The sequence below is a fragment of the Mesorhizobium sp. WSM4813 genome (genome assembly GCF_055811555.1).
The window spans coordinates 67,707-93,674 of the sequence record NZ_JBVVQU010000026.1; the positions used below are offsets into that span (position 1 = coordinate 67,707).

At 61.0% G+C, this 25,968-nt stretch carries 18 protein-coding genes and 2 pseudogenes; 11 read left to right on the forward strand and 9 right to left on the reverse strand.

Annotation, left to right across the window (positions count from 1 at the left end; genetic code table 11):
* Positions 1-87 precede the first annotated feature (87 nt).
* Positions 88-2,001: an ATP-dependent zinc metalloprotease FtsH gene (gene ftsH / locus AC0L25_RS17000; RefSeq protein ID WP_473596569.1), complete on the forward strand. Its 1,914-nt coding sequence runs from the start codon at positions 88-90 to the stop codon at positions 1,999-2,001.
* A gap of 29 nt (positions 2,002-2,030) precedes the next feature.
* Here ftsH and AC0L25_RS17005 read toward each other — a convergent pair.
* Positions 2,031-2,253: pseudogene (locus AC0L25_RS17005) on the reverse strand (glycosyltransferase family 2 protein); the annotation flags it as partial.
* Positions 2,254-2,573: 320 nt separating this feature from the next.
* On the opposite strand from AC0L25_RS17005, the gene AC0L25_RS17010 reads away from it, so the two are divergent.
* On the forward strand, positions 2,574-3,566 hold the full coding sequence (locus tag AC0L25_RS17010) for a glycosyltransferase family 2 protein (RefSeq protein ID WP_473596570.1): 993 nt from the start codon (positions 2,574-2,576) through the stop codon (positions 3,564-3,566).
* Between the two features lie 70 nt (positions 3,567-3,636).
* Here AC0L25_RS17010 and AC0L25_RS17015 read toward each other — a convergent pair whose 3' ends face one another.
* Positions 3,637-4,773, reverse strand: a complete 1,137-nt coding sequence (locus AC0L25_RS17015; RefSeq protein WP_473596571.1) for a glycosyltransferase family 2 protein — start codon at positions 4,771-4,773, stop codon at positions 3,637-3,639.
* A gap of 355 nt (positions 4,774-5,128) precedes the next feature.
* Between AC0L25_RS17015 and AC0L25_RS17020 the strand changes: the two genes are divergently transcribed.
* The 5 genes from AC0L25_RS17020 (at position 5,129) to AC0L25_RS17040 (ending at position 11,065) form a co-directional block, all read left to right on the forward strand.
* Entirely contained in the window at positions 5,129-6,097 is a 969-nt protein-coding gene (locus tag AC0L25_RS17020) for a polysaccharide deacetylase family protein (protein WP_473596572.1), read from the forward strand.
* Positions 6,097-6,942: an ABC transporter permease gene (locus AC0L25_RS17025; RefSeq protein ID WP_473596573.1), complete on the forward strand. Its 846-nt coding sequence runs from the start codon at positions 6,097-6,099 to the stop codon at positions 6,940-6,942. Before AC0L25_RS17020 ends, AC0L25_RS17025 begins: the two co-directional genes overlap by 1 nt.
* Before the next feature lie 88 nt (positions 6,943-7,030).
* A complete protein-coding gene (locus AC0L25_RS17030) occupies positions 7,031-7,981 on the forward strand; it encodes a glycosyltransferase family 2 protein (protein ID WP_473596574.1) in 951 nt (316 codons plus the stop codon).
* Between the two features lie 217 nt (positions 7,982-8,198).
* A complete protein-coding gene (locus tag AC0L25_RS17035; RefSeq protein ID WP_473596575.1) occupies positions 8,199-9,833 on the forward strand; it encodes a glycosyltransferase in 1,635 nt (544 codons plus the stop codon).
* Positions 9,830-11,065, forward strand: a complete 1,236-nt coding sequence (locus AC0L25_RS17040; protein WP_473596576.1) for an ABC transporter ATP-binding protein — start codon at positions 9,830-9,832, stop codon at positions 11,063-11,065. Before AC0L25_RS17035 ends, AC0L25_RS17040 begins: the two co-directional genes overlap by 4 nt.
* A gap of 241 nt (positions 11,066-11,306) precedes the next feature.
* Here the strand turns inward: AC0L25_RS17040 and galE are convergent, their stop codons facing one another.
* The 3 genes from galE to AC0L25_RS17055 all read right to left on the reverse strand — a co-directional run bounded on the left by galE (position 11,307) and on the right by AC0L25_RS17055 (position 14,107).
* Entirely contained in the window at positions 11,307-12,281 is a 975-nt protein-coding gene (gene galE / locus AC0L25_RS17045; protein WP_473596577.1) for a UDP-glucose 4-epimerase GalE, read from the reverse strand.
* Positions 12,278-13,252, reverse strand: a complete 975-nt coding sequence (locus AC0L25_RS17050) for a UDP-glucuronic acid decarboxylase family protein (protein ID WP_473596578.1) — start codon at positions 13,250-13,252, stop codon at positions 12,278-12,280. The genes galE and AC0L25_RS17050 overlap by 4 nt, the downstream gene beginning before the upstream one ends.
* Positions 13,253-13,534: 282 nt before the next feature.
* Entirely contained in the window at positions 13,535-14,107 is a 573-nt protein-coding gene (locus AC0L25_RS17055) for a hypothetical protein (protein ID WP_473596587.1), read from the reverse strand.
* Here AC0L25_RS17055 and AC0L25_RS17060 point away from each other — a divergent pair.
* On the forward strand, positions 14,001-17,651 hold the full coding sequence (locus AC0L25_RS17060; protein WP_473596579.1) for a FecR domain-containing protein: 3,651 nt from the start codon (positions 14,001-14,003) through the stop codon (positions 17,649-17,651). The two genes, AC0L25_RS17055 and AC0L25_RS17060, sit on opposite strands and share 107 nt — an antisense overlap.
* On the forward strand, positions 17,651-19,495 hold the full coding sequence (locus AC0L25_RS17065; RefSeq protein ID WP_473596580.1) for a CHASE2 domain-containing protein: 1,845 nt from the start codon (positions 17,651-17,653) through the stop codon (positions 19,493-19,495). The genes AC0L25_RS17060 and AC0L25_RS17065 overlap by 1 nt, the downstream gene beginning before the upstream one ends.
* On the opposite strand, the pseudogene AC0L25_RS17070 reads toward AC0L25_RS17065, so the two are convergent.
* A pseudogene (locus tag AC0L25_RS17070) lies at positions 19,492-20,029 on the reverse strand (GNAT family N-acetyltransferase). The gene AC0L25_RS17065 and the pseudogene AC0L25_RS17070 overlap by 4 nt on opposite strands.
* Positions 20,030-20,222: 193 nt before the next feature.
* Positions 20,223-21,425 carry an MFS transporter gene (locus AC0L25_RS17075; protein ID WP_473596581.1) on the reverse strand — a complete coding sequence of 401 codons (1,203 nt, stop codon included), beginning with the start codon at positions 21,423-21,425 and terminating at the stop codon, positions 20,223-20,225.
* Between the two features lie 209 nt (positions 21,426-21,634).
* Between AC0L25_RS17075 and AC0L25_RS17080 the strand changes: the two genes are divergently transcribed.
* Positions 21,635-22,054, forward strand: coding sequence for a VOC family protein (locus AC0L25_RS17080; protein WP_473596582.1), 420 nt, complete (start codon positions 21,635-21,637; stop codon positions 22,052-22,054).
* A gap of 266 nt (positions 22,055-22,320) precedes the next feature.
* Here the strand turns inward: AC0L25_RS17080 and AC0L25_RS17085 are convergent, their stop codons facing one another.
* Positions 22,321-23,253, reverse strand: coding sequence for a dimethylarginine dimethylaminohydrolase family protein (locus AC0L25_RS17085; RefSeq protein ID WP_473596583.1), 933 nt, complete (start codon positions 23,251-23,253; stop codon positions 22,321-22,323).
* Between the two features lie 18 nt (positions 23,254-23,271).
* On the reverse strand, positions 23,272-24,867 hold the full coding sequence (locus AC0L25_RS17090) for a zinc-binding metallopeptidase family protein (protein ID WP_473596586.1): 1,596 nt from the start codon (positions 24,865-24,867) through the stop codon (positions 23,272-23,274).
* 75 nt (positions 24,868-24,942) lie between these two features.
* Between AC0L25_RS17090 and AC0L25_RS17095 the strand changes: the two genes are divergently transcribed.
* Positions 24,943-25,839 carry a LysR substrate-binding domain-containing protein gene (locus AC0L25_RS17095; protein WP_473596584.1) on the forward strand — a complete coding sequence of 299 codons (897 nt, stop codon included), beginning with the start codon at positions 24,943-24,945 and terminating at the stop codon, positions 25,837-25,839.
* The last annotated feature ends 129 nt before the right edge of the window (positions 25,840-25,968 follow it).

Genomic DNA, 25,968 nt, shown 5'->3' on the forward strand with positions numbered 1-25,968 from the left:
GGACCCTTTTTTTTGTGCGTCGGCCACATTGACCCGGATGCCGTGGCGGTTCGGCGACCTACATCGATATGACGCTGGAGAGACGCCATGGACATGAGCAACAGGAAGACGCAGTTCAATATCTGGTACTGGATCGCCGCCTTCGCGGTGCTGATGATCTTCCAATATGTCTACACCGCCACGCAGCAGGTCGCGCAGATTCCCTATAGCCAGTTTGAGACCCTGCTACGCGACGGCAAGATCGCCGACGTGCAGGTTTCCGATCGCTTCATCCAGGGCCGCTTCAAGGAGCCGCAGGACGGGAAGCCGCTATTCATTACCACGCGCGTCGAGCCGAATCTCGCGCGGCAGCTGCAGGAACACGGCGTTACCGTCACTGGCCAGATCGAAAGCACCTTCCTGAGCGACCTGCTCTCTTGGGTCGTCCCGATACTCGTCTTCTTCGGCGTGTGGATGCTGCTGATGAGACGCATGGGCGATGGCGTGGGCGGTTTGATGCAAATCGGCAGGAGCAAGGCCAGGGTCTATGTCGAGGCTAATACCGGCGTGAGGTTCGACGATGTGGCGGGTGTCGATGAGGCCAAGGCCGAGCTGCAGGAGATCGTGGATTTTTTGAAAAGCCCGCAGGAATATGGCCGTCTTGGAGGGCGCATGCCCAAGGGCGTGCTGCTGGTCGGACCGCCCGGCACCGGCAAGACGCTGCTCGCGAAAGCCGTTGCAGGCGAGGCAAAAGTACCGTTCTTCTCGATCTCGGGCTCAGAATTCGTCGAGATGTTCGTGGGCGTCGGCGCCGCCCGTGTGCGCGATCTGTTCGAGCAGGCGCGCGCCAAAGCCCCGGCGATCATCTTCATCGACGAGCTCGACGCGCTGGGCCGCGCCCGCGGTGCAGGCCCGATGATGGGTGGCCACGACGAAAAGGAGCAGACGCTTAACCAGCTCCTGGTCGAGCTCGACGGTTTCGATCCGAAGATCGGCGTCGTGCTGCTCGCGGCCACGAACCGCCCGGAAATCCTTGACCCAGCACTTCTTCGCGCCGGCCGTTTCGATCGGCAGGTGCTGGTCGATCGGCCGGACAAGCAAGGTCGCGTCCAGATACTCCAAGTCCACATGAAGAAGGCGAAGCTAGCACCGGATGTCGATGCGGAGAAAGTTGCCGCGCTGACGCCGGGTTTTACCGGCGCCGACCTCGCCAATCTCGTCAACGAGGCCACCCTGCTTGCCACGCGCCGGAGGGCGGATGTCGTCACGATGGACGATTTCAACAATGCGGTCGAGCGTATCGTGGCGGGACTCGAGAAGCGCAACCGGCTGTTGAACCCAAGGGAACGCGAGGTCGTCGCCTATCACGAAATGGGCCATGCGTTGGTAGCCATGGCGCTGCCCGGGGTGGATCCCGTGCACAAAGTATCGATCATCCCGCGCGGCGTCGGCGCGTTGGGCTATACGATCCAGCGGCCGACCGAGGACCGTTTCCTCATGACGCGCCAGGAACTGGAGAACAAGATGGCGGTTCTGCTCGGCGGCAGGGCGGCCGAGTGGATCGTGTTCGGGCATTTGTCGACGGGAGCCGCGGATGACCTAGCCAAAGTGACCGATATCGCCCGCGCCATGGTCACGCGTTACGGCATGTCGGAAAAGCTCGGCCATGTGGCGCTGGAAAAGGACCAGCGCTCCTTCCTGAGCCCCAACCCACTCGCCGGCGGTCCGCGCGAGCACGATTACGGCGAGGCCACCGCCGAGGCTATCGACGAGGAAGTTCGCAGCATCGTCGACGCAGCTTTCGCGCGAACCGTCGGGCTCCTCAACGAGCGGCGTGATCTGCTGGAAAAGACGGCGCGCAAGCTGCTCGAAATCGAGACGCTCAGCGAGGCTGAACTCGCATCGCTCGTCGGAAACGTCTCCACTCCGGATCGCACGGAGGCATCCGATCCGGAGGGGAGTAGGCGACCGATACGACAGGGCAAGGCTGCGGCTGCAAACTTCTCGCGCCGGGCCAAGTGACGACCTTCCTGTCCCGACGTGGTCCGGGGTCCGAACAGCTCGTCGAAAAGCCCGATACAGATCGCGCAATCGCGGTGCATCGTCATGTTGCAGCCCAGGACAAAACCGCCGGGATAAACATCTGATGCAAGCCGCTCGCGGTCCGGCGACCGCTTGATCGTGAACGGCAGATCCCTGGCATCGCCGATCTCGACGCAGCCTCCGCGGATCACCCGTTCCCCAGTGGGCATAGTGTCGCTGCCAATCACCGAGAATCATTATTAACGAAGAGCAGCACGGCCTCTCGCACGCCAGGCCGGCGTGCGGGCGGCTGCCGATCCGCGTCGCGCTGTGCCAGTTGACCGGCTTGTTCAGTAAAGTCTAATAAGGCAGCGTTACGCAACCGTTCCTTGTGTCTTTTTTCGGATTTGGCGTTGCTTCGTCACGCTCTGAATCCGGCAGCTACGACAGGCCAGGCTGAATGACCGACCTCATTTGCCTCGAATTCGCCCCGATCATCGAAGAGCGGTGCTGATTGCAATGCTGGCGCCATCCGTTGATTACTGGCTCTTGCAGAGAAACCGAAGGCTCCAATGATCCAGGACAATGCCACGGTCGGCGTCGTGGTGCCGATGTTCAATGCCGAACGCACCATTCGCGCCACCTTGACCAGCATTTGCCAGCAGGACCATCAGGCGCTGGACATTGTCGTGGTGGATGACGGGTCGACGGACAAGTCCGCCTCGATCGTCGCCTCCTATGCGGAGAAAGACCGGCGTATACGCCTGATCAGGCAATCGAACGCCGGCGTTGCGCAGGCCCGCAACAGCGGTGCGGCCTCTACCGATGCCGAGTTTCTGGCGTTTGTTGACGCGGATGATCTCTGGGCCCCTTCCAAGATCGCACTGCAACTGCGCGCCCTGCAGGAAGGCGGTTCTTCCGCGGGCCTGGCATATTGCTGGTTTGCGCAAATCGACGAGAACGGCCGGGTATTCTCACTATACCGACCCGATGCCGATGGCCGCGTTCTGCAACGAATGTGCAGAATGAATTTTGTCGGCAACGGAAGTTCGATGCTGCTGCGTCGCTCCGCATTCGAGCGGGCGGGACAATTCGATCCTTCCCTGAGGGCCAGGAATGCACAAGGCTGCGAGGACCTTCTTATGTGCCTCAGAGTAGCGGAAAGTTACGAATTCCGCGTCGTGCCTCAGCACCTCGTGGGTTACCGGATGACGAACGTCAACATGTCGAGCGATGTCATGCAGATGCTTCGTTCCTGTGAATTCGTCCTTGCCGAGTATCGCGAAAAATATCCGCAGTTCGGCAACGATCTCGACGCCCATCTGGTCGACATGATTCATTGGCTTGCGGTAAGAGCTTTGATCGGCGGGCAGCTTTACTCGGCCTGCGCCCTGTCGAAAAGACTCTTCGTCCTGGATCCGCGCACGGCGATTTCTCGCCTGCCCAATATGGTGGACATCTACTGCAGGGCCAGGTTGGTTCCTCGCTGGATCAAGGTTGGGGTGAAACGGATGCGCAACAAGAACGCCGAGTTCCGTCCACTTTATGAAGAGACTATCTGGTGAATGTGAGCGTATTCCTGTTCGCGCGCTTGCACCGGCTCTTCCGCCACGGGTCTCCTCGTGATCTGAGACCTTAAGCGCCGTCTTCGACGAGAGCGGACGGATCAATACTCCTCGGACCTGACTCGCGAAGTTGGCGCGGCGTCGGCGCCTTGAGGGCCACCTGGACACGCCTTCGAAGCCACTCCGGAGGAACTGGCTGGCAGATGTAGGTCGGATCGACGTCGAAAAAACGCCTGGAGGTACAGATGGAATGCGGTGAAGTCGGAACCATGCGCTGTTTAACGGCAAGCAGTCTCGGCACAAAGCGACGCAGTCGCCGCCACAGGTTCTGTGCGAACGGCTTTGCGAAGACATGAAACAGCGCGGCCGGATCGATCCGTGTTGCGTGGACAAGCGGAGCGATGGCCGCGCCTGGCGACGTGCGGGCGGCTTCGGTGCCGTAATACGCTGAGGCCACGCCATCGGACCAACGAAACAAGAAAGACGCTAGCCTGGGATGTCGCGTGCGGACTGTTTCAAGGACGATCCGGTGCGATGTCAGCATGACGACATACTTGGTCGACATAGAAGATGGTGATCGCCGGTAACCAATCAGATACTCGGGAACGACATCATAATCGCAGATCGCGGCAATGTTGAGCTGCATCTGCAAGTCTTCGGCTCCTTGCGCCCCTGCGGCTCTGAGCGACGGGTCGTATCCCCCGGTTGCCGTAAGAACTGATCGCCTGATTAGCGGTGAACTTGCATTGCCGATAAAATTCTCGACCAGCAGCCAATTGTGAACGTCCCCGCGAGCGAGAGTTGGCGGGGAGCATTCGATCACCAGATCATCATCATCGATGACCCGATACCATGCGTAGACAAGGCCGAGAGACGGCCGCGGCTGAATGAGGTTGTGCTGCTTCTCCAGCTTTGTCGGGTGCCACACATCATCCGCATCGAGCGGCGCGATAAATTCACCCTTCGCCGCATGAATTGCCAGGTTTCTGGCCACAGCAACACCTTGGTTCTGCTGTCTCAGAAGAGAAATACGCGGATCACTTATTGCAAATGTCTCGACGATCTCAGCGGTCCGGTCGGTCGACCCGTCATCGACCACTATGATCTCCAGCTGTTTGAAAGTTTGTGAGGCGGCCGACTGGATCGTGTTTCGGATAGTTTCTTCCGCATTGTAAGCCGGAATGATGACCGAAACGGCGGGTTGCATATCGAAAAAAACCTGCTTTTGATGGCGAATGAAAGAAAAGGGAGCGCCACCGGCCTAAATGCTAACATACTCGAGCAGGATAGTATCAAGCCGCGCCTCTCCCTAGCGACTTCGACGTCTGAGAATTCGCCCGTTCTTTCGCACTTTCGGCGGCGACATGTGCCAATATGCTGGTTCCAATCCGCCCAAACTTGTGATGCCTTCATGCTCCCTTTCATTCACTCACATCCGTGCCCATGGCCTCGTGGTCTTATTGCCATGAACGCTCACATGTATTGCGCTTTTGCCGATGGGGATGGCACCCGCGATCGGACATAAGCGTGGTTTTTATGGTTCCCGCGGCGGGAGACCGACGGTGATCCCGCGCGTTCTCCTGCAGCTTGGTCGGCTGGTGCGGCGTCGACGCCTGGCCCGTGCTCCCATCATATTAATGTACCATCGTGTTGCAGATATCGCCGTCGATCCGTGGAGGCTAGCCGTCCATCCGGCGAGGTTCGACGAGCAAATCGAAGCGCTGACGCGGACCCGGCGGGTGGTGCATTTGCATGAGCTGTTTGATGTCATCGCACGGGGAAAGCCGGGCAAACCGCTTGCGGTTGTCACGTTTGACGACGGCTATCACGACGTCTACAGCAATGCTCGCCCTATCCTGCAGCGTCACGACTGCCAGATGACGCTGTTTGTTGCGACGGGAGCAATAGGAAGCGGCAGGGAATTCTGGTGGGATGCGCTGACGCGCATTTTTCTTGAGACGCCTGAACTGCCTGACCAACTCGACATCACCATCGAGGGAGCCTGGCATCACTGGCCTATCCCGAAGCTGGTGGATCAGGCCGGCCGTGACAAAGTCTACCGGGAGGTGTGGTCGGCGCTCCGAACGCTGCCGTACAAGCGGCAGAACGCACACGTCGAAGCCATTGCGAAATGGGCAGGTGTTGGTCTCGACGCCAGACCGGAGCACTGTATTATGACTCCCGAGGAGGTTGGTGACATCAGTGACGACCTGATAAGGATCGGCGGTCATACTGTCAGTCATCCCACGCTTCCCGCCCATTCCTACGCGACTCAGCTTCGCGAGATCGTCGACGGCCGTTCGGCCTGTGAGCAAATGACAGGAAAGCCCGTTCTCTCTTTTGCATATCCATTCGGAGACCATGACGCTCTGTCGGTATCTGCCGTCAGGGAAGCGGGATTTGAGTTCGCATGCACGACACGCGCCGGGTGCGTTGCGCCCGAGGCAGACGTGCTGCGTTTACCTCGATTGTATGTCGACAACTGGTCAGGGGATGAATTCTTGCGACAAATCGAGGATCATCTGTTCTGATGAACGCACAGCAGACTACCATTATCAGCCCTCGACGCGGCTGGTTTGACCTCGATGTCTGGCACCTGTGGCGCTATCGCGATCTGCTGCTCCTGTTCGCGATGCGCGACATCAAAGTCCGCTACAAGCAGACCTTGCTTGGTCCGGCTTGGCTGATCCTGCAGCCCCTGGCGCTTACCGCAGCCTTGACCACCGTCATCAGCGGTATCGCGGGCATTTCAACCGGCGGCCATCCCGCGCCAATCTTTTATCTGACAGCGCTGGTGCTGTGGTCGTATTTTTCCCAAGTCGTCTCCACCGCGAGCCAGGTCTTCATTGCGAACGGTCATCTTTTCAGCAAGATCTACTTCCCGCGACTCGTCGTTCCCGTGTCGTCGCTGCTGTCGAACAGTGTGGCGCTGGCGATCCAGCTTGGCGTCGCATTGGCCTTCTTGCTCTGGTACCAGCTGACAGGAAAAGTGGACGGGCTATCGTGGCGCCTGGCGTTCTTTCCGCTGGTGATCATCCAGGTCGCGGCATTCGCGTTGGCTGTTGGGCTTTGTCTAGGAGCGTCAACCGCGAAGTACCGCGATACAGCTCATATGACACCGTTCTTGATTCAGATCTGGCTGTTCGTGACGCCGATCATCTTTCCTTTTTCGGCTATTCCCCAGCAGTACCGGACGCTGACCGGATTTCTGAATCCGCTGGCTGTCATAATTGACGAAGGGCGCTGGTGCTTCTTCGGCACCTCGGCAGTCGGTGCGCCACAAATCGCTGCAGCGCTTGTCACGACCTCGGTCGTGCTGTTCATCGGCGTCGTGATCTTTCAACGCGTCGAACGGACGGCCATGGACATGCTGTGAAGAGAAATGACAGCCCTTGCGGCCCCGTAGAGAGTGAAGGTCGCCTTTCATCGGCCGCCGCGCATTCTGCACAATGGGCACGACGCCGATGCCATTGATCTCCGTCATCACGCCTTTCCTCAATGTCGAGCGGTTTCTTCCGGCCGCGATCGAAAGCGTGCGCGCGCAAACCTTCTCCGACTGGGAAATGCTCCTCATTGACGACGGATCATTCGACGGGAGCGCTGCAATCGCGGTGGCTGCAGCAACCGCAGATCCGCGAATCCGTTTCATTCCATCGGACGGCCAGCGTCGCGGCGCCGCTGCGGCGCGCAATGCCGGAATCGCGGCTGCGTCGGGCATGTTCTTCACGTTCCTGGATGGTGACGATATATTTGAGCCGGAAAAATTCGAAACGGAACTTGCGATCTTTGATGCGCATCCTCGCATCAAGCTCCTTTACGGACCGACCCTGTGGTGGTTCCCCGATGAGCCGCACAGGAACTGGACCGACTCGATGCCACGCCAATCGAACCGTCTGCACATGCCTCCCGACCTGCTCGACCAGGTCATCGTGCGCCAGCGGGCCCATGTGCCGTGCATCTGCTCGATCATGGTTCACCGCGAAGCATTGGTCGCGGTGGGCGGCTTCGATGAGGCGTTCGAACTCTACGAAGACCAGACCCTTTTAGTAAAGCTGCTCTTACGCTATCCGGTGTTCGTGACATCCACGCCCACCGGCCGATACAGGCAGCACCTCGATTCGACATCGGCCAAGGCAACTGCTTCCGGCATCTACGATCGACTGCGCCCGCATGCTGCTCGCATTGGCTTCCTCGAATGGATCGAGATGCATGCGTCGGCCTCGGGATTGATGACGCCGAAGTTGCAGCGGGCGCTCCGCTTCGCATTTGCGCGCTATCCAGCCCAGCGTCGGCCGCTGACACTCCGCGATAGGTTTGACCTTGCCATCGACGCCGGACGCCGGTTCGCTCGGCGGCTGACGCCACGCCGTATCCTGTCGAAGGTGTTCAGGCTGCTGAGGAGAGCACGGAAGTAGTGGCGGGACCGGTGGCGTGGATTGGATCGCGGCCGACACCGTTTTACGTGAATGATAAGTCGCATCGCCTCTCTGGGGGCTACGTGCTAAAAACTGACGAGTGTCCATTATTCTGTGCCAAACATCCTGTTTGTTACGCCTGAGGTCGCGTTCAATTTCCGGTTAGCGAACAGCGGCCCGTTGCCTCTCTGCGAAGCTAAGGAGAATTGGCTGTTTCATGACCGCGGTCGTCATAACAACTTACAACCACACGCGCTTTCTTGAGGAAGCCATTCGGAGCTGTCTTCGTCAAAGCCGGCCGATAGATGAAATTATTGTCGTCGACGACGGATCCACCGACGATCCGGCATCGGTTGTCGAACGTCATCCAGGCGTGCGCCTGATCAGCCAGGACAATTGCGGGCTCGCGGCCGCCCGAAACACCGGACTGGACGCTTCCAGATCCGATTACATCATCTTTCTGGACGCGGATGATCGTCTCCTTCCGAATGCTGTTGAGACGGGCGTGCGAATGCTGGTTGCGAATCCAGACGCGGTTCTCGCTTACGGAGCTCATCGCTTCATCAATGAAAGCGGTGCGATCGAGTCAGACAAGCATCACACCGCGCTTGTTGAAGATCCCTATCTTCAGTTACTGCGGACGGGAAACTTCATTGCGATGCATGCGACCGTGGTTTATCGGCGGGAGAGGCTCGCGGCCATGGGCGGGTTCGACGCTTCGATGCGGTCCTGCGAAGACTATGAGCTGTTCTTGCGAATTGCCCGGCGCGGTTCGATCATAACGCACGACGATGTCGTCGCCGAGTATCGGATGCACGGCGACAACATGTCGAACAATCGATCGATGATGCTCGCTGCAGCATTGTCGGCGCTTGACAAGCAGTTGGCAGGTCCGGTTGACGACGACGTGCGTCTTGCAGTCCGCGATGGTAGGCGGTTCTGGAAGACCTACTATACCGGAGAGCTGACTACTGAGGCCTTGCGCGTGATCCGCACCGAACCCGCCAAAGCGATTCGCATGTTGAGGCAGGCATTGCAGATGTCGCCGCCGATCACGCTGCAAACGGCGGCATTCAGGATAAAGCGCAAGGTCGGCAGGCATGTGCAACGGCTGCTCGGAGCTTCCGGCGCCGATTGGCGGGCTCCGCTCGTCGGTTCGGTGCGGTTTGGGGATTTCGCACGCACGGTGCCGATGAGCCGCACGTTTGGATATGACCGCGGCAAGCCGATAGATCGGTACTATATCGAGAATTTCCTACAATCGAATGCGGCCGACATACATGGCCGTGTGCTGGAAATCGGCGACAACAGCTACACGATGCAATTTGGCGGTGCTCATGTCGTCAAGAGCGACGTGCTGCATGTTGATCCCGATGATCCAAACGCGACCATCATAGGCGACCTGTCGCAGCCCGGAGTCCTGCCGTCAAACGCCTTCGACTGCATCATCCTCACGCAAACTCTTCATCTGATCTTCGACATGTCGGCCGCGGTCGCTGCACTGGCCGAAGCGCTCAAGCCCGGGGGCGTGCTGCTGCTAACTGTTCCTGGCATCACCCCGGTCGATCGCGGCGAGTGGGGCAGCACGTGGTTTTGGTCATTGACGCAGGCGGCGTTGGCGAAGTTGCTTGCGAAATCCTTCGACACGGCGAATATGGCGCTCGAAACGCACGGCAACGTCTTTGCGGCAGTTTGTTTTCTCCAGGGGCTCGCCAAGGAAGAAGTTTCTGACCAGAAGCTCGAAGTCCGGGATACCGCCTACCCTATCGTTGTCACGGCGCGCGTCGTGAAGGACGGCCTGACCGCGGACAACCCGGCGGTCGAACCGCAAATGTTACGGCTTGATCGATGACAGAATTGCCAGCCGTTGAGGTTCGAGGACTTTCCAAGCGCTACCGGCGCGGCGCGATCGGCGTGCGCTCATTGCGTGAGGAGGTCGAACAACTTGTCGCGCGTTTGCGCTCACGGGAAGTCGAAGCTTCCCTCAACGAATTTTTCGCCATCAAGGACATCACTTTTTCCGTTCCGACTGGCACCGTGTGCGGTATCATCGGACGCAACGGCTCGGGAAAGACCACGCTGCTCAAGGTTTTGACCTCGATCACGGCTCCGGATGAGGGCGAGGCAGTGATGCGAGGCCGGATCGGAAGCTTGCTCGAGGTAGGGGCCGGGTTCCATCCGGATCTCGACGGGATCGAGAACATCTACCTCAACGGCGCGATCCTCGGCATGAGCAAGGCCGAGATCACGCGTAAGCTAGACCGGATCATCAAATTTGCCGATATCGGCAGCTTTCTCGAAACGCCGGTCAAGCGTTATTCGTCCGGCATGTATGTTCGGCTTGCCTTTGCGATCGCTGCTCATCTGGAGCCCGAGATTCTCGTCGTCGACGAGGTGCTTGCTGTCGGCGATGCTGAATTTCAAAGGAAATGTATCGGCACGATGAAGAACGTCGCGGGTGAAGGTCGGACCGTGCTGTTCGTGAGCCACAACATGGCCATGGTTCGTCAGCATTGCACAAAAGCGATTTATCTGGACCGCGGCCTTCTGAAGGATTTCGGCGAGGCATCATCGATCATCGATGCGTACCTGTCGAACACCGCCGCGACCAACAACGGTTCCGAGCGCGTTGGCGATGATGACCTCTGGATGCAGGTGGCTATTGTGTATCCGGGTACGCGCGAGCGATGCAGCCAACTCAAGTTTGGCGGCGATTACGATTTTGTGCTGAAGCTGGGCGCGAAGAATTCGTTTCACCGCAGCGTGGTTCATATCCAGATTTTTGATCAGGAAGGCAACTTGATCTCTGTGCTCGAAAGCCTCGCGGAAGGTGTTGGCCAATTTGACATAGTTGGGGAGGCCACGGTCGTATTCAGCGTGCGATCGCTGGGATTGTTGCCAGGCACTTATAGCGCTGGAGCGGCTCTCTATGCGTGGGGAGAGGATGACCCGGACCTCGCAAGCGAGAACCTGCTAACGTTCGACGTTGTTGCAGCAACAGTCAACGACTCCTATTGGCCATATCTGAAAGAGCACGGGATTGTGCGACTGTCGCATTCTGCCCAGTTGCTTAAGGTTGATTGAAGGCGCGTGGAGTGACGTCCCTGGCGAATGAATCTTCGATGTAGTTGAATTCGTTGACCGCGCGACCGCAACGCTGAAATCGCGCGCGCGCTGCAAAGACTGAAGGAGCATCCAGGCTTGCGGGAACGCCTCGGTCGGGCATCGCGAAAACGAATAGAGGAAAATTTCTTGGTTGCCGCAGTCGCCGCCGCTCTCGACCGTTTGTTGACCAAGCGGTAGCGCTCTTCCGCAAAAAAGATCGTCACAACCGGCGGCGATACCAGGCCAGCGCCGTTTCGACGATCCGGTCGATTCCGGACTGCTCAGGCGTCCAGCCGAGTTCCCGGGCCGCCTTGCCGGCCGCGGCCACAAGCGCAGGCGGGTCGCCTGCCCTGCGCGGACCATAGGCCACAGGGAGGCGCGTTCCCGAAGCCCGGTTCACAGCATCGACCAACTCGTTCACCGTCGTTCCGGTTCCGGTGCCGAGATTGTAGACGTGGACTCCCGGATCGCTGAGAAGCTTCTCCCCTGCCAGAACGTGCGCACGGGCTAGATCGGTGATGTGGACATAGTCCCGCACCGCGGTTCCGTCCCTTGTGTCGAAGTCGGTGCCATTAACGGTAAAAATCCGGCCCGACCTGAGCGCCGCCTCGATAGCGAGCGGAATGACATGCGTTTCCGGTTCATGCCGCTCACCGACCTCGCCGTCGGGATCACATCCGGCCGCGTTGAAATACCGCAGCACAATCGCGTTGAGGCCATGGGCATCGGAAAGATTGTCCACCATTCGTTCTATGACGAATTTCGACCACCCATAGGGATTGATAGGCGATTGCGGGTGCGTTTCGTCGATCGGAGAACGAACGGGAACGCCGTAAGACGCGCAGGTGCTCGAAAAGATCAGCTTGTCGACGCCGGCCTTCAGCATTTCCTCAAGCAAGACCAGCGTCCCAAAACTGTTATTTCGGTAGTAGAGTTCCGGGCGCTCGACGGACTCGCCGACATAGGCGTAAGCGGCGAAATGCGCCACCACATCCGGCCGATACCGGCGCAGCGCTGCTGCCACCGCTGCGCCGTCGCAAACATCGCCCTCGACAAGCGGCCCCCATTTGACCGCGTCGCGCCAGCCGCGCGAGAGGTTGTCGTACGCAATGACTGACCAACCGGCGCCGGCGAATGCCTTGCAACAGTGTGAGCCGATATAGCCCGCCCCGCCAGTGACCAGGACTGTTTTCATTCGGCTGCAGCGGAGTGGGCATATCCCGATGAGACCAATTCATCGAAATAGGCAATGGTCTTGGCGAGACCATCGCGCAATGCGATTCTTGGCTTCCAATTGAGCTCGCGCAGGGCGCACCCGATATCGGGCTGTCGCTGCCTTGGGTCATCGACGGGCAAAGGTAAAAACCTGATCTTGGATCGGCTTCCGGTAAGCTCGATCATCAGATTGGCGAGTTCGAGCATCGTGAATTCGACCGGGTTGCCGAGATTGATCGGGCCGGTAACATCGTCGGCCGTGTTCATCAGGCGAACCAGACCGTCGATGAGATCGTCGACGTAGCAAAATGAGCGTGTCTGCTCGCCGGTGCCGTACACAGTTATCGGCTTGTTTTGCAGTGCCTGCACGATGAAGTTGGAGATGACACGGCCATCGTCCGGGCGCATTCTCGGACCGTAAGTGTTGAAGATGCGCGCTACCTTGATCCGCAGCCTGTGCTGCCGCCAATAGTCGAAAAACAGGGTTTCGGCACACCGCTTGCCTTCGTCATAACAGGAACGGGGGCCTACCGGGTTTACCCTGCCCCAATAGTCCTCGGTCTGCGGGTGAACCTCGGGATCGCCGTAGACTTCAGACGTGGACGCCTGAAGGATCTTTGCGCGAACCCGCTTGGCGAGCCCCAGCATGTTGATCGCCCCATGGACATTGGTCTTTGTCGTCTGGACCGGATCGAACTGGTAGTGAACGGGGCTTGCCGGGCAAGCAAGGTTGTATATTTCATCAACTTCTATGTAGAGCGGAAATGTCACGTCGTGGCGAATGATCTCAAAGGATCTATGGTCGAGCAAATGCGAGACGTTTCTCCGACTTCCGGTGAAGAAATTGTCGACGCACACAACCTCGTGGCCTTCAGCAAGCAACCGCTCGCATAAGAACGATCCCAGAAAACCTGCGCCCCCAGTCACCAAGACTCGCTTTGCCTGCTGCATTTATGGGATCCTCACGCCAGTTCTTCACGCAATCGAATGCCCAGTGCCCCAGGCGAGGATAGGAAAAAAATGTTGCGCCGCAACACAAAATGTTAACGCGCTTGAAATAGTCGCGTGAGGGATAGCGGGAAAATACGCGGAAAACGCCTGAATTTGCTTTGTTTTCGGCAATTTTGCGTTTGAACCTCGGCCTGCCGGCAATCGGCATTTGGACGCGAACGCGCTGCACCGCAGCATGATCGATTGCTAATCAAGGTCCTGCTCAGAGACTTTACATGGCTCCTATAGTTGCCACGGGACGCCTCGGGACTGGGGGGTCGATTGTGTCGAAAAAGTCCGGGTTGCAGCAGTCCTGGAGCACTGATTCAATCTTCGTCGTAAGAGGAGATTGAGTCGATGATGGGCGAGCAAAGTGTGATGCAGGAGGAGCTGTTCTAAGGCTTCAGCCTGGAGCGGCATGTGCCGGCGGATCACCTGCTCAGAGCGATCGACCGCTTCGTCGACCTTTCCGCTATCCGCCGGGATGATCAAGGTAATCTCTTCCCCTTGCCGAGCCGACCTCCTGGCTGCCAACAACCGCCAGCTTTTTTCGTTGAAGCAGCCATTCTTTTTTTCGCCTGTTTTCCGATGCTGTGTGTCCGGGCAGCAACGTTTGCCGTATTCGGCGACCTGCTGCAACGGAGTATTTGACAGTTCGATGAATGAACCGTCATAAAGCCGTTCGAAGAGGGGGCGCTTCAGAACTGCGATGCGGGGGCCGGTAAGTTTTTCGCTGTTGTTGACGGCGCTCGTCGGCATCCAGCCGGCCGCGGCCGATGTCGTGCCGCGCAACCAGCCGGCGGCCGGGTCGGTCATTGCCCGCAAATCGGGCGAGGAAGTGCGCTTCCTAGAATTCGCCTCTTGGCAGGTGGTCGATCTCAGGCAGGACGTCGTCCCCGGCGACTATCTGCGCACCAACGCCACCGGCAGCCTAGCAGTGCTGTTTGCCGACCGCACCCAGATGCGGCTTGGCCGCAATACGACGCTCCTGGTCAAAAAGATCGGCGCGGCGTCCGACACCGAGTTCAAGCTGGAGAGCGGCACCATCTGGGCGCGAGCAGAGCGCGGCGGCGAAGGGCTGACCATCGACACGCCCGCCGCCGCCGCCGCCATCCGCGGCACCGACTGGACGATGACTGTCGACGGCAACGGCCGCACCTCGCTGATCGTGCTGGAAGGCACGGTAGAACTCGCCAACGAATTCGGCTCGGTCAGCGTCGCCGAAGGCGAAGCCGCGGCGGCCACCATCGGCTCGGCGCCGACGAAGGTTGTCATCGTCGATTCGGACGACCGCGAGCAGATGCTGTTCTACTACTCCTTGCGCGACGCTTTCACCGTCCTGCCAGCATCGGCATTGTCGAGCCTGGACATGCGCAAGGCGCGCGCCAGGATAAAGGCGATGGAGCCGTCGTCCCGATCCGCCGAGGACTGGGTGACATTGGCCGAGGTTAATCTTGACTTTGAAGGGCGGGAAGCGGCGCGCGACGCGGCCAGGCAGGCGCGACAATTCCCGCTGACGCGCGCGCAGGAAGCCCGGCTCGATCTGATCGACGCGTTGATCGCCGGCGCCGAACAGCGCTATGCCGAGGCGGCGCATCTGTTCGAACGCACGGCGCCGCATCTCGATCCCAGCCGGCGTGTCATGGCGCGCTATGGCGGCTACTATGCGCGCTCGCTGGCTGACCCCAGCCATGTCGAAGCTCCGCCGGTTAATGCGGATGCCGGCGTCGCCGCGGCCATCGCCGAGGCTCTGACGGCCGGATTTCTGGTCGACCTCAAAGCTGCAATTGCCGTTCTCGAAAGAGCCGAACGGCGCTATCCCGGTGATCCGACGCTGCCCGCCCTCAGGGCACAAATTGCGTTCCTGCTCGACGACCGCGAACAGGTGGAAGCGGCAATCGATCGCGCTTTGTCGCTCGACCCGGATAATTTGATCGCGCTCCAAGCACGCGCCGGTTATCGGGCCGGAATCAAGAGCGATCTTGAAGGCGCGCTTGCCGACCTCGAGCGCGCGGTGGAGCTGGCGCCCGGCTCGGCGAGCTGGAACGCTCTCGGCCTCGTTCAGAGCGCGCGCGGCGCCACTCGCGAGGCGGAGGCGGCGCTGAAGCGCGCTATCGAACTCGACCCGAAAGATCCTGTCCCCCACGCCAACCTCGCCATCATCTATCTCGAGCAGGACCGCACGGCCGAAGCGAAGGCCGAAATCGACACGGCGCTCGCAGTCGATCCGGCGTTCGACATCGGGCTGGTTGCGCGCGGCCGCTACTATCTGCAGACCGGCGAACTGGACAAAGCGCGTGACGACCTGCTCGCCGGCACGACCGCCAATCCGGCCTATTCCAATGGATTGCTGCTGCTTGCCGTCGCCTATTACGAAGCCGGCGAGCCGGGACCCGCCGAACAGGCTATCGAAAACGCCGACCGCCTTGATCCGAACGATCCGGTGATTTCATCCTTCCGCACGGCGGTTGCAATCGACGAGTACGAAGCCGACAAGGCGATCGCCAGCGCACAGGAAGCGCTGAAGCGCACCAGAGCGCGCGGCGGCGACTATGCCGCGCTCAGCGCCAATCGCGAAACCGGCTCGACGTTGAACGACGCGTTCCGGCTACTCAATCTCAACGCCTGGGGCCGCTACTACGGCGACGCGGTTTTCGATCCCTTCACCGGCTCCGGCTATGTCGACCAGGCGCTTGCCGGTAGCATAAATCCCTTCGTCAACAATCTGCGTTTCGGCGACGTGCCGACGGAACCGGGCACTAATACAACCAGCTTCTCATCGTTTTTCCAAGGCTTGATGCTCGACCCGCAAATGCTGGCCGGCCGCCAGAGGAGCGCCAACATCCTCCGGCGACCTTTCATCGAAACCACCGTCGGCGGGGGTTTTGTCGCCGATGACGGCGATCTGGGTTGGAACAGCGAAATCGAAACCCAAGGGTATCAAGCAGCTCCCTTTCCCTGGAGCTTCTACGGCAGGATCTACGGTTTGGAGACCGACACGCGTCGCGGCGATGATCCAGCGACCGGCCAGTTCGATCTCGAGGACCGGTCGATCACCGGCACAGGCTACATGGCCATGAAGCCGACGCCGAATGACCGGGTTGTGGCGTATATCGATGTCAAGGATTTCGAGTTCGACCTAAGCACAGTGCTGGACCCTACCGTTCTGCCGCTAGGAGGAACGTATGCCGACACCGGCGACACCCGAACCGGCAACGCCGGGGTCGCCTGGAGCCATACATTTGGTTACCAGAACGTTGCCAGCGCGGCGCTGTTTGCGACCGACATTACGGATCGAAGCAACAGAACCCGCTTGGAGGAAATCGGCTTCGGGGAAACAGGATTCATTCTGGAGAGTGAGACCAGCCAGCAATCCTATCTCGCCGCATTCAATCACATCTACGGAACCGGTGACTTGACTCTCCGATACGGAGGTGAGGGCGGACTATTGGAAGTCTCAAAAGACGAAACGTTTTCTTTCGTGTTTCCTTTTATCCCGGACACAATCATATCCGAATCCACTACGGCAGTCGATGTCGCCATTGGGCGCGTCTATTTCGACGCCGTCTACGAGTTCAACCCCAATCTCAAAGTGGAGGGAGCCCTATTCGGCACTTATCTCGACGGCGGCACGATTGATGAACAACGCCTGGAGCCTCGCCTCGGTGTCGCCTGGACGCCTTTCGAAGGCCACTACCTACGCGCCGGGTTCCTGCGCGAAGGCTCGTTCATAACGTCGGCGACCTTGGCGCCGGTCGGAATACTCGGCCTGCAATCTAATCAGAATTCTCTAGCTGTCGACGGCTTTTCGGACACGTTTGCCGCGCGCTGGGACGCCGAGTGGAACAGCCGCCTTTTTACGGCCGTCGATTACCAGCATCAGGAATTCGAGAAACTTTCGATCGGCGTTCCGGCTTCCGCCGCCACAATCGATCTCAGCGAGGGCCGGCTCGACCGGATCAGCGCCACGGCCAACGTCTGGATCGGCAACGGCTTCGGCGCGTTCGCGACCTTTGCCTACGCCGATTCAGAGAACGAAGATCCGACAAGTCCAGGCTTCGGCGGCCCGCTGCCCTTTGTCCCCGAAACGTCCGCGCGGTTTGGCCTGACCTGGGTTCACCCGTCCAACATCAAGGTCACGCTGGCCGAAACTTATGTCGGCTCACGCACCGGCGATGCGGCGGGGACTGTGCTCGAATCCTACTGGTCGACGGATGCCTTCCTGACCTGGGAACCTTTCGACAAACGATTTGAACTCGAAATTGCCGCGTACAATCTGTTCGACGAGGATTTTCAGGTCGCATCGTTCACCCCCGGCTGGGGCCGCAGCATCGTAGGTTCGCTGAAGGTCCGGTTCTGATGTTTGCAGGCGGGCCGTGGTGGAAGGGCCTTGGCGCTTCCGCGCCCGGAACCCCCTCCCGCCGCAACGGCATTCTTGCGATCGCGGTCCTCGCCGTGCTGCTGGTTGCTGGTCTGTCCCTGCTCACGCCATGGAAGCTCGTCGAGGCGCGCGCTTTCGATTATCTCTCGACCATTTCGCCGCCGCCCCCGCCCGATGACCGGCCGGTCATTGTCGCCATCGACGAGCCCTCGCTTGCCGAGATCGGCCTGCAATGGCCATGGCCGCGCGATCTTCACGGGCGGCTCGTCGAGGCTCTGCGCCGTGCTGGAGCGAAAGCCGTCGGGCTCGACATCATCTTTGCCGAGCCGTCGACGCCGGCCGCGGACGAAGCGTTGGTCAAGAGCCTTGGCCCGGACGTGGTTCTGGCCGGCGACGAGACGTTCATCGAGACCGAGCAGGCCGCCCAGCATGTCCGGGTCGAGCCGCTGGCCATTTTCACCGCGACGGGCGCCGCAACCGGTATCGCCTCAATCGCGCCCGACGGCGACGGCATCCTGCGGCGCGTGCCGGGCTATGGCGACGGCTTTGCGGCAAAGCTTCTGAACACCGCCGGCCGGCAGGCCACTGTACCGCGAAACGCGCTGCTGCAGGCCTTCGGCCCGTCTCGCACATATCCGACCGTCTCCTACTATCAGGCGCTCGATCCCGACAGTTTCCTGCCGGAGAATTTTTTCCGCGGCCGCATCGTCATGGTCGGGCTCAGCCTGCAGAACGCGCCGACGCTGTCGCAGGGCGGCGCCGACGTCCACGCCTCGCCGTTCACCATCCGCACCGGCAGGCTCGTTTCCGGCGTCGAGATCCAGGCGACGGTGTTCGACAATCTGGCGCATCAGCTGTTCATCGCGCGCCCCCCGGCATGGGCGGCAATTCTCTCGATCCTGCTTGGCGCGGGCATTGGCGTTCTTGCCGTCTGGAAGTCGACCGGATGGAAGACCCTGGCCGGCGCTGTAGTTGCCGTGCTGGCGCTCCTCGCCGGCAGCTATATGGCGCTGCGCTACGGCCGTGTCTTCGTCGCGCCGCTGGCGCCAGCGCTTGCCTTTACTCTTGTCGCAAGCGCGCAGGCGGCGCGCGATTTTGCGGCGGAGCGGAAGCTTAGGCGCGGCATAACGCGCGCCTTCTCGCAATATCTGTCGCCGGCCCTGGTGGAACGCCTGGCGCGCGACCCGACGCAGCTTCGTCTTGGCGGCGAGGTCCGCACGCTGACCATTCTCTTTAGCGACATTCGCGGCTTCACCACCATCGCAGAGGCGATGAAGGGCGATCCCGAGCGGCTGACAACGCTGATCAACCGGCTGCTGACGCCGCTTTCCGACGTCGTGATGGCGCATGGCGGCACCATCGACAAATATATCGGCGACTGCCTGATGGCGTTCTGGAACGCGCCGCTGGACGATCCAGACCACGCCATCCATGCGGTGGAGGCCAGCCTGGAAATGCTCGCCGCGCTAGATCGGCTGAACGCGCAATTGCAGGCGGAGGCCGAAATACGCGGCGAAACGCCGATTGCGCTGCGCATCGGCATCGGCGTCAACACCGGGCAATGCGTCGTCGGCAATGTCGGATCGGAGCAGCGCTTCGACTATTCGGCGCTCGGCGACGCGGTCAATCTGGCATCGCGGCTGGAGGGCGCCTCGAAGGATCTCGGCGTTCCGCTGGTGATCGGCCAGGCGACCGCCGAACTGGTGTCAGACAGGATTCCGCTGACCCCGCTGCGCGAGATCACCGTAAAGGGGCGCGGCGAGTCTACCATGGTCTATGCCCCCGCGGCGGTAAGCGCACCGGTTTCGACAGCCGCAAGTTAGGCGGTTGTCCGTTCGCGTTCGAACAGGATTGTCGGCGACCCCTTGTAGCTCGTTCTGGTTACCCTCGCGATAACCGCATTTCAGGGCGACGCTTACGGAGCCGGATCGACGATGCACACCGTCTTCGCTCCATTGAACCGGGCGTCGCCCCAGCCATGCACCGCCTTGACGATCTCGGTCGCGAATCCCTGGCCATGCCTGGCCGCGATCAGCCCCCAGCCGGCTTCCGGCACGCCTTCGATGGACGGCTTCATGTCGCGTTTCAGATCGTGAAAACCGGCCTCGCCGATGAAGCGGCCGGTGGCTTTTTCCTCGACCGCCCAGAAGCCGAAGCCTAGCATGGCCCATATGCCGCCATGGCGCAGAAAACGTATCCAGCTATCTTCGCGAAGTCGCGGCTCCCCGCCGATGAAGCGGATCACGGCCGGATCGGCACATGGCGGCATAATCGTCGAAATCGTCAAGCCGGTGCCCGCGCAATATGGCGCGCGGCGTCTCGATGACCGGAATGTCGATAGCAGGATGATTCGGCATGCTGCGCTCCCTCTGGTAACGCAGCACTAGCACCTTCGATGACGCGAACAGATGGAAGTTTTGGGTCATGATCGCTGGTCCGCGGAATGTCGGCTATCAAGACGCTGTTTCGCCGCCGGAATGACCGGATAGGGGTCGAAAGCTGACATAGTCGATGTCCGCTTTCGACCCCCGCGTCCTCTCTCCGCCAGCCTTACGCCAGTTGCAACTCCCTGCGCGGCAGCCGCGGGAAGGCGATCGCCACCGCCACCGCGCCGAGCCCGACAAGGGCCGAGCCGATGAACAGCCAGGAATAGCTGGCATAGGCATCGAACACCATGCCGCCGGCGAGCGGGCCGAAGGCCATGCCGATGCTGGACAGCATGGTTACAGCACCAAACACCGTGCCGAGGATGCGCTGGCCGAAATATTCGCGCGCCAGCACCGCATAAAGCGGCATCACGCCGCCATAGGTGGCGCCGAAGATGACGGCGAGCGTGTAGAATTGACCAAGCTCACTGACGGCAAGATAGGCTGCGATGACCACGGACTGTATCGCCAGACCCGTAATCAGCACCGGCTTGACCCCCAGCCGGTCGGCAAGCACGCCGTATAGAAGCCTGCCGCCCAGCCCCGCCAGGCCCTCGATGCTGTAGATGCTGACCGCCGCCATCGGCGCTATGCCGCACAGCATCGCATAGCTTACCATGTGGAAGATTGGCCCGGAATGCGCCGCGCAGCAGGCAAAGAAGGTCAGTGCCAGAACGATGAATTGCGGCGAGCGCAACGCTTGCGGAACCGACATGCCGGTATCGTTGGCGGCAAGATCGGAGGCGGCGTCGTTAGCGGCCGGCTTGGGCGGCTGGCGCACCAGCAGCGCGGCCGGCGCCAGCAGCGCCCATGCCGCGACGCCGATGACGAACATGGCGGTGCGCCAGTCATAGGCCGTGATCAGCCATTGCGCGAAGGGCGAGATCGTCATCGGCGCCACGCCCATGCCCGCCGAGACCAGGGAAACGGCCAAGCTGCGATTGGTGTCGAACCAAGCGGCGGTCAGCGCGATCATCGGCGCGAAGAAGGCGCTTGCCGCGAGGCCGACAAGCACGCCATAGGTGATCTGGAAGACAAGCAGCGAGCCGGTGCTGCTGGCCAGCACCAGCGCCAGCCCGAGCAGCAACGCACCTGTCATCACCACGATGCGGGCGCCGTAGCGATCGTAAATGGCGCCCCAGGCGAAGCCGCCGAGGCCCATTACCAGGAAGTTCAGCGTCATCGCGCTCGATATGCCGGCGCGCGACCAATCTGTGTCGAGTGCCATCGGTTCGAGGAAGATCGCCAGCGAGAACATCGCCCCGAGGGCGACACAGGTCATCAGGGCGCCAGCCGCGACGATGACCCAACGATAGGAAAGGCTCATATTTTTCTCCCGAGATCGTTTGGACACGGCGCGACTTCTTTCGAGCTTCACGCCGCTTGCGTCCGAAGGACGATGGCGCCATTTCGAATCCTACAATCCGGTTGCATTTTTTATCCAGTCAGGAAATCGTGCCACTCAATTGCTCCATTGCATTGACCGTGCACCGTCCTGAGCTAGATTTCCAACCTGGCAATTGGGAGCTATGAGGCATGGAACTTCATCGCGGCCGTCTCATCGACCACGTCCAGCTGGTGGTCAGGGATCTCAAGGCAAGCCGGCGTTTCTACGAGGCGGTTTTCACGGTGCTCGATGTTTCCATCGGCGGCAGCGCCGAGGATTATTTCTGGGCCGACGAGCTGTTCGTCTCCAGCATCGACAGCCGCGCGGCCAACGGACAACTGACGGGGCGCCACCACCTTGCCTTCCAGGCAAAGGACCGTGCGATGGTCGACGCCTTCTACAAGGCCGGCCTCGACGGCGGCGGCGCGGACAATGGCGCACCGGGCGAGCGGCCCTACCATCCCGGCTACTATGCCGCCTTCCTGCTTGATCCCGACGGCAACAACATCGAGGCCGTCTTTCACGGGCCGGCCAACCGCAGCGCCGCTTCGGTGAAGATTACGTTTTAGCTCGGGCGAAAGGTATTCTCGTACGTGGCGCCGCCCCTCATTGCCCTGCCGGGCATTTCTCCCTGTATAGTGACGGGAAGAAAGACACTGCCACGAATGATTTCGCCAACTGCCAGCGTTGCAAGATGGGCGCCAACGTCGCGGCCGTCTCCCTTCTCCCGTCACTATACGGGGAGAAGGTGCCGGCAGGCGGCGCCAACGCTTGATATTTAACCTACGCCGAACTCTGTGGCCGTTCTCGTGGGCGGAATCCACTTTTCGGGATTTCAGGCCGGCTCGCGCTTCAGCGCCTGCGCCATGCAGTGGATGCCGCCGCCGGTCTTCGAGATCTCGCTCATGTCGACCGCCGCCACCTCGAAGCCGCGCGCCTTGAGCTGACCGATCAGCGCCTGGCTGGAGGTCGGCGCGATCACCCTGTCCTTGCCAAGCGACATGAAGTTGCAGCCCAGTGCCATCGTGTCCTGGAACGGCACGTCGATGATCTCGTGGCCTTTGCCCTTCAGCCAGTCGACGATGCCCGGCTCCGTGCAGGCGAGGCAGACGGCGGTGAGTTTTTCGGCGATGGGCACCACCATCAGATCGATATGGACATAATATTCGTCGATGTAGGCAATACGGGTTTCCCAGCCCTCCTTATCAAACCAGGCCTGGACCTGGCGGGCGCCCTCCTCCTGGGTGCGGGCGCCGCCGCAGCCGATCAGCACCACGCCGTCCTCGATGACGTTGAAGTCCCCGCCTTCGAAAGTGCCTGCGGTGACCATGTCGTAGATCGGGATGCCGAGCTTCTCATAGGTGCGGATCGCCGCATAATTCTCGCCGCGCCGCCACCATTGGGACATCGCGGTGATGATGGCGCCATACGGCGTCATGACGCTGGAATCGCGCGAGTAGACCTGCATCGGCAGTTCCGGCGTCGGCTCGTGCCAGTGGATGTTGACGCCGAAATGCTCGTAGGCGGCGACCAGGTCCTTGTGCTGCGCCTGCGCGATCTGGACGTTGCACGGCGCTTCGCGCAGATGCTTGCGCGACAGCGAGCTGGTCGAGAGATGACGCAGGAAATTCGGCGAGCCGAGCAGCACGTCGGTCAGGACGTCAGTCTCGTTGGCGAAGCCCCAGGCGGTCAGCGGCTTGGTGCCGCCGGCCGGATTGCGGCGCTGCAACGAAAACGGCTCGGTGACGATGCGGTCATGGACGGTCATGGGGTTCTCCTGGCTTGATCACGCGGCTTGCGGGTTGCTTGGTATCCACCAGTCCCGTCCGCGCGGGGTGGTGACATATTCCGGCCAGCGGAAATGGATCGGCGGATCGTAGTCGCAAAGCGGCGCCAGCCAATTGCTGCCGCCGATGCCGCCGCCGGTGCGGGCGACGAATTCGTCCATCGCCGCGTCGCGGGTAGCCTTGTCTTCCAGCAGGCGAAGTGCTGCCAGCGCAATCGTCTTCGCCGCGCAGGTAACCATCGGATCGATCGTGGCGGAAATGCCGCCCAGCGCGTTCATTGCCCAGGACGGATATGCCTGGCCGTTTTCGGACCGCAGCGCCGGCCGGGCGACGTAAAACCGCGCCGTCGGCGTGTGCCACGACATGTCGGTGTAATCGTCGGAGGTCGAATTGAGCTGCGACGGCGGCAAATCGCGGCGCAGGATCGCCTCCGCCTCCTCAGGCGCAATCAGCTGCTCCAACTCGGCGATGAACGGCTCGTCGGTCGCCGTGCCGCCGGCATTGACCTGGATTTCGCGCGCGACGGCCTTTGCCGCCTCGTTCCAGCAAGGCGGACCGACGGTCGACAGCGCTTCATAGGCAATCATTGCCATGGCGTGGTTAGCCAACCCCGGCCGCGACTTCGACACCCAGTGCCGCTCATAACGGCAGCCACTCATTTTGGCGGCGGCTTCCGCATTGCGGTCGAGCACGGCGGTCACCTGCTCGGCCATGGCAAGCGTCGGCACGCGGATCATGTACTGGATCTCGGCCAGACCCGCCGGCAGATTGTCGGCGGTCGCCTGCCCTGCCGTCAGAATCGCCTCGCTGATCGACCAGCCGCCCTGATGCGGCAGCATGGAATCGCGCAGCGCCTTGGAGGCCATGTACATCATTATGAGCGCGTCGTTGGCGCCGGGCGCCCTCGCCGCCGAATGCGCCTGCGGGATCGGCGCGCCATCGCTTGCGCGAACCCAATTTTCGGGTTCGTCGCACACAAAGCGGTAGATCATCGCATAGGCAGCGCCGCAATGCGTATCCCAGCGCGCCGTGTTGCAGAGCGGCAGCATGTAAAAGGGATGAAAGGAGATCATGCCGGCGAGGCCATCGTAGTAGCCTTTTGCCGCATGGATCGGCTTCGACCCCCGCACCTTCTCCGCCGGCTCGCCGGTGAAGCGCAGCGTGCCCGATATGCCGTCGCGCTGCATCGCAACCTTGGTCGCCAAAAGCCCGCCAAGGCCGGCAATGCCGAGGCCGGAATGCGGATCGGTGTGGCCGCCGGCCTGTTCGCCGAGGCCAGGACGCGGGCGCTTCACAGTCGCTGCGTCCTGGCAATTGCCGGGCACCGCGTCATATTCGGCATACATGCCGACCGTCGGGCCGGCGCCGTTGGTCCAATGCGCGCAAAAGGCGGTCGGCATGCCGCCGGAGCCTTCCTCGACGGAAAAGCCTTCGTATTTCAGCCGCTCGACATACCAGGCGGCCGACTGGTACTCGCGCCAGGCGGTCTCGCCGAAATCGAAGATCGTCCGCGTCCACGCCGACAGCGACGGCTGGATATCGTCGAGACAGGCAAGCGCGGTTGCTTGGGCCGAGGTGGTCACCGGTTCCTCCATGCGTGAAAGAAAGCAGTGAAGCGCCCCGCCAAAAAGTGATATGTTTTCCCGGCTCATGCAAATTCGGTTCACCTCTTGAGAATTCCATCGACGCAGGCGCTGCGCGCCCTCGACAGTTTTGCCCGTCACGGCAGCGTCTGGCGCGCCGCCGACGAACTGCATCTGACCCGCAGCGCCGTCAGCCATCAGCTTCGCCTGCTCGAACGCGATCTCGGCTTCGATCTCCTCGAGCGCATCGGCAAGGGCGTGGCGTTGACGCCGCGCGGCCAGCGCTATGCCAGTGACGTGCGCAAGGCGCTGACGGTGCTCGGCGATGCGGTAACGCGCCATGCCGGCACCGGCGTCGGCGGCTCGTTCAGCGTCAGCTGCACGCCGGGCTTCGCCTCGCTGTTCCTGTGCACGCACATAGGCGAATTCCGGCAGATGTACCCCGATGTTGCGCTGCGTATCCTGACGCCGCGACGGCTGGACGATGTCAGCAATGCCGAGGCCGACGCCTTCATCGCCTTCGGCGTCGGCAATTGGCCGAACCGCGCGGTCGAGCTGTTGTGCGAAATCTCCTTCACGCCGCTGTGCAGCCCGACGCTGCTCAACAAGATCGGCGGCTTTTCCAAGCCGGCCGACGTGCTGCGCGCCAATCTCCTGCATCTCGGCGACACCGAGGACTGGGCGCGCTGGCTGGCGCTGTCGAAGGTCGAGAATCCCGACACCGAGGGCGGCATTTTCTTTTCCGACATGAACCTGGTCTTTTCGGCCGCCATCGCCGGCCAGGGCATCGCCATGGGCGACGAACTCACCAGCCGCCGGGCGCTGAGCGAAGGTCGGCTGGTGCGCCCATTCGACATCGCAATCAGTTCGCCGCGGTCGTACTTTCTGGTTTCAGAGCATGCGAAGGCGAGCCACCCGGTGCTGGACGCGTTCGTGAGGTGGCTGAGGTCGAAGCTTTCGGAGAACAGGGTTGGGCCGTATTGAGCGAGGCCGAAACCGCCAATCTCCCCCCTCGTGGGGGAGATGCCCGGCAGGGCAGAGCGACTGTCTTGGAAGTCAAGCTGTTTGCCATGGTTTTTGGTCCCTGACGATTGCATTGAGGATAGTAAGAAG

Bases quoted from the DNA above. Each gene is read 5' to 3' on its own strand.
- AC0L25_RS17080 (WP_473596582.1), top strand. From the start codon at position 21,635: ATGGAACTTCATCGCGGCCGTCTCATCGACCACGTCCAGCTGGTGGTC.
- ftsH (WP_473596569.1), top strand. From the start codon at position 88: ATGGACATGAGCAACAGGAAGACGCAGTTCAATATCTGGTACTGGATC.
- galE (WP_473596577.1), bottom strand. From the start codon at position 12,281: ATGAAAACAGTCCTGGTCACTGGCGGGGCGGGCTATATCGGCTCACAC.
- AC0L25_RS17090 (WP_473596586.1), bottom strand. From the start codon at position 24,867: ATGGAGGAACCGGTGACCACCTCGGCCCAAGCAACCGCGCTTGCCTGT.
- AC0L25_RS17010 (WP_473596570.1), top strand. From the start codon at position 2,574: ATGATCCAGGACAATGCCACGGTCGGCGTCGTGGTGCCGATGTTCAAT.
- AC0L25_RS17030 (WP_473596574.1), top strand. From the start codon at position 7,031: ATGCCATTGATCTCCGTCATCACGCCTTTCCTCAATGTCGAGCGGTTT.
- AC0L25_RS17015 (WP_473596571.1), bottom strand. From the start codon at position 4,773: ATGCAACCCGCCGTTTCGGTCATCATTCCGGCTTACAATGCGGAAGAA.
- AC0L25_RS17040 (WP_473596576.1), top strand. From the start codon at position 9,830: ATGACAGAATTGCCAGCCGTTGAGGTTCGAGGACTTTCCAAGCGCTAC.
- AC0L25_RS17050 (WP_473596578.1), bottom strand. From the start codon at position 13,252: ATGCAGCAGGCAAAGCGAGTCTTGGTGACTGGGGGCGCAGGTTTTCTG.
- AC0L25_RS17060 (WP_473596579.1), top strand. From the start codon at position 14,001: ATGCGGGGGCCGGTAAGTTTTTCGCTGTTGTTGACGGCGCTCGTCGGC.
- AC0L25_RS17025 (WP_473596573.1), top strand. From the start codon at position 6,097: ATGAACGCACAGCAGACTACCATTATCAGCCCTCGACGCGGCTGGTTT.
- AC0L25_RS17055 (WP_473596587.1), bottom strand. From the start codon at position 14,107: ATGACCGACCCGGCCGCCGGCTGGTTGCGCGGCACGACATCGGCCGCG.
- AC0L25_RS17035 (WP_473596575.1), top strand. From the start codon at position 8,199: ATGACCGCGGTCGTCATAACAACTTACAACCACACGCGCTTTCTTGAG.
- AC0L25_RS17085 (WP_473596583.1), bottom strand. From the start codon at position 23,253: ATGACCGTCCATGACCGCATCGTCACCGAGCCGTTTTCGTTGCAGCGC.
- AC0L25_RS17075 (WP_473596581.1), bottom strand. From the start codon at position 21,425: ATGAGCCTTTCCTATCGTTGGGTCATCGTCGCGGCTGGCGCCCTGATG.
- AC0L25_RS17065 (WP_473596580.1), top strand. From the start codon at position 17,651: ATGTTTGCAGGCGGGCCGTGGTGGAAGGGCCTTGGCGCTTCCGCGCCC.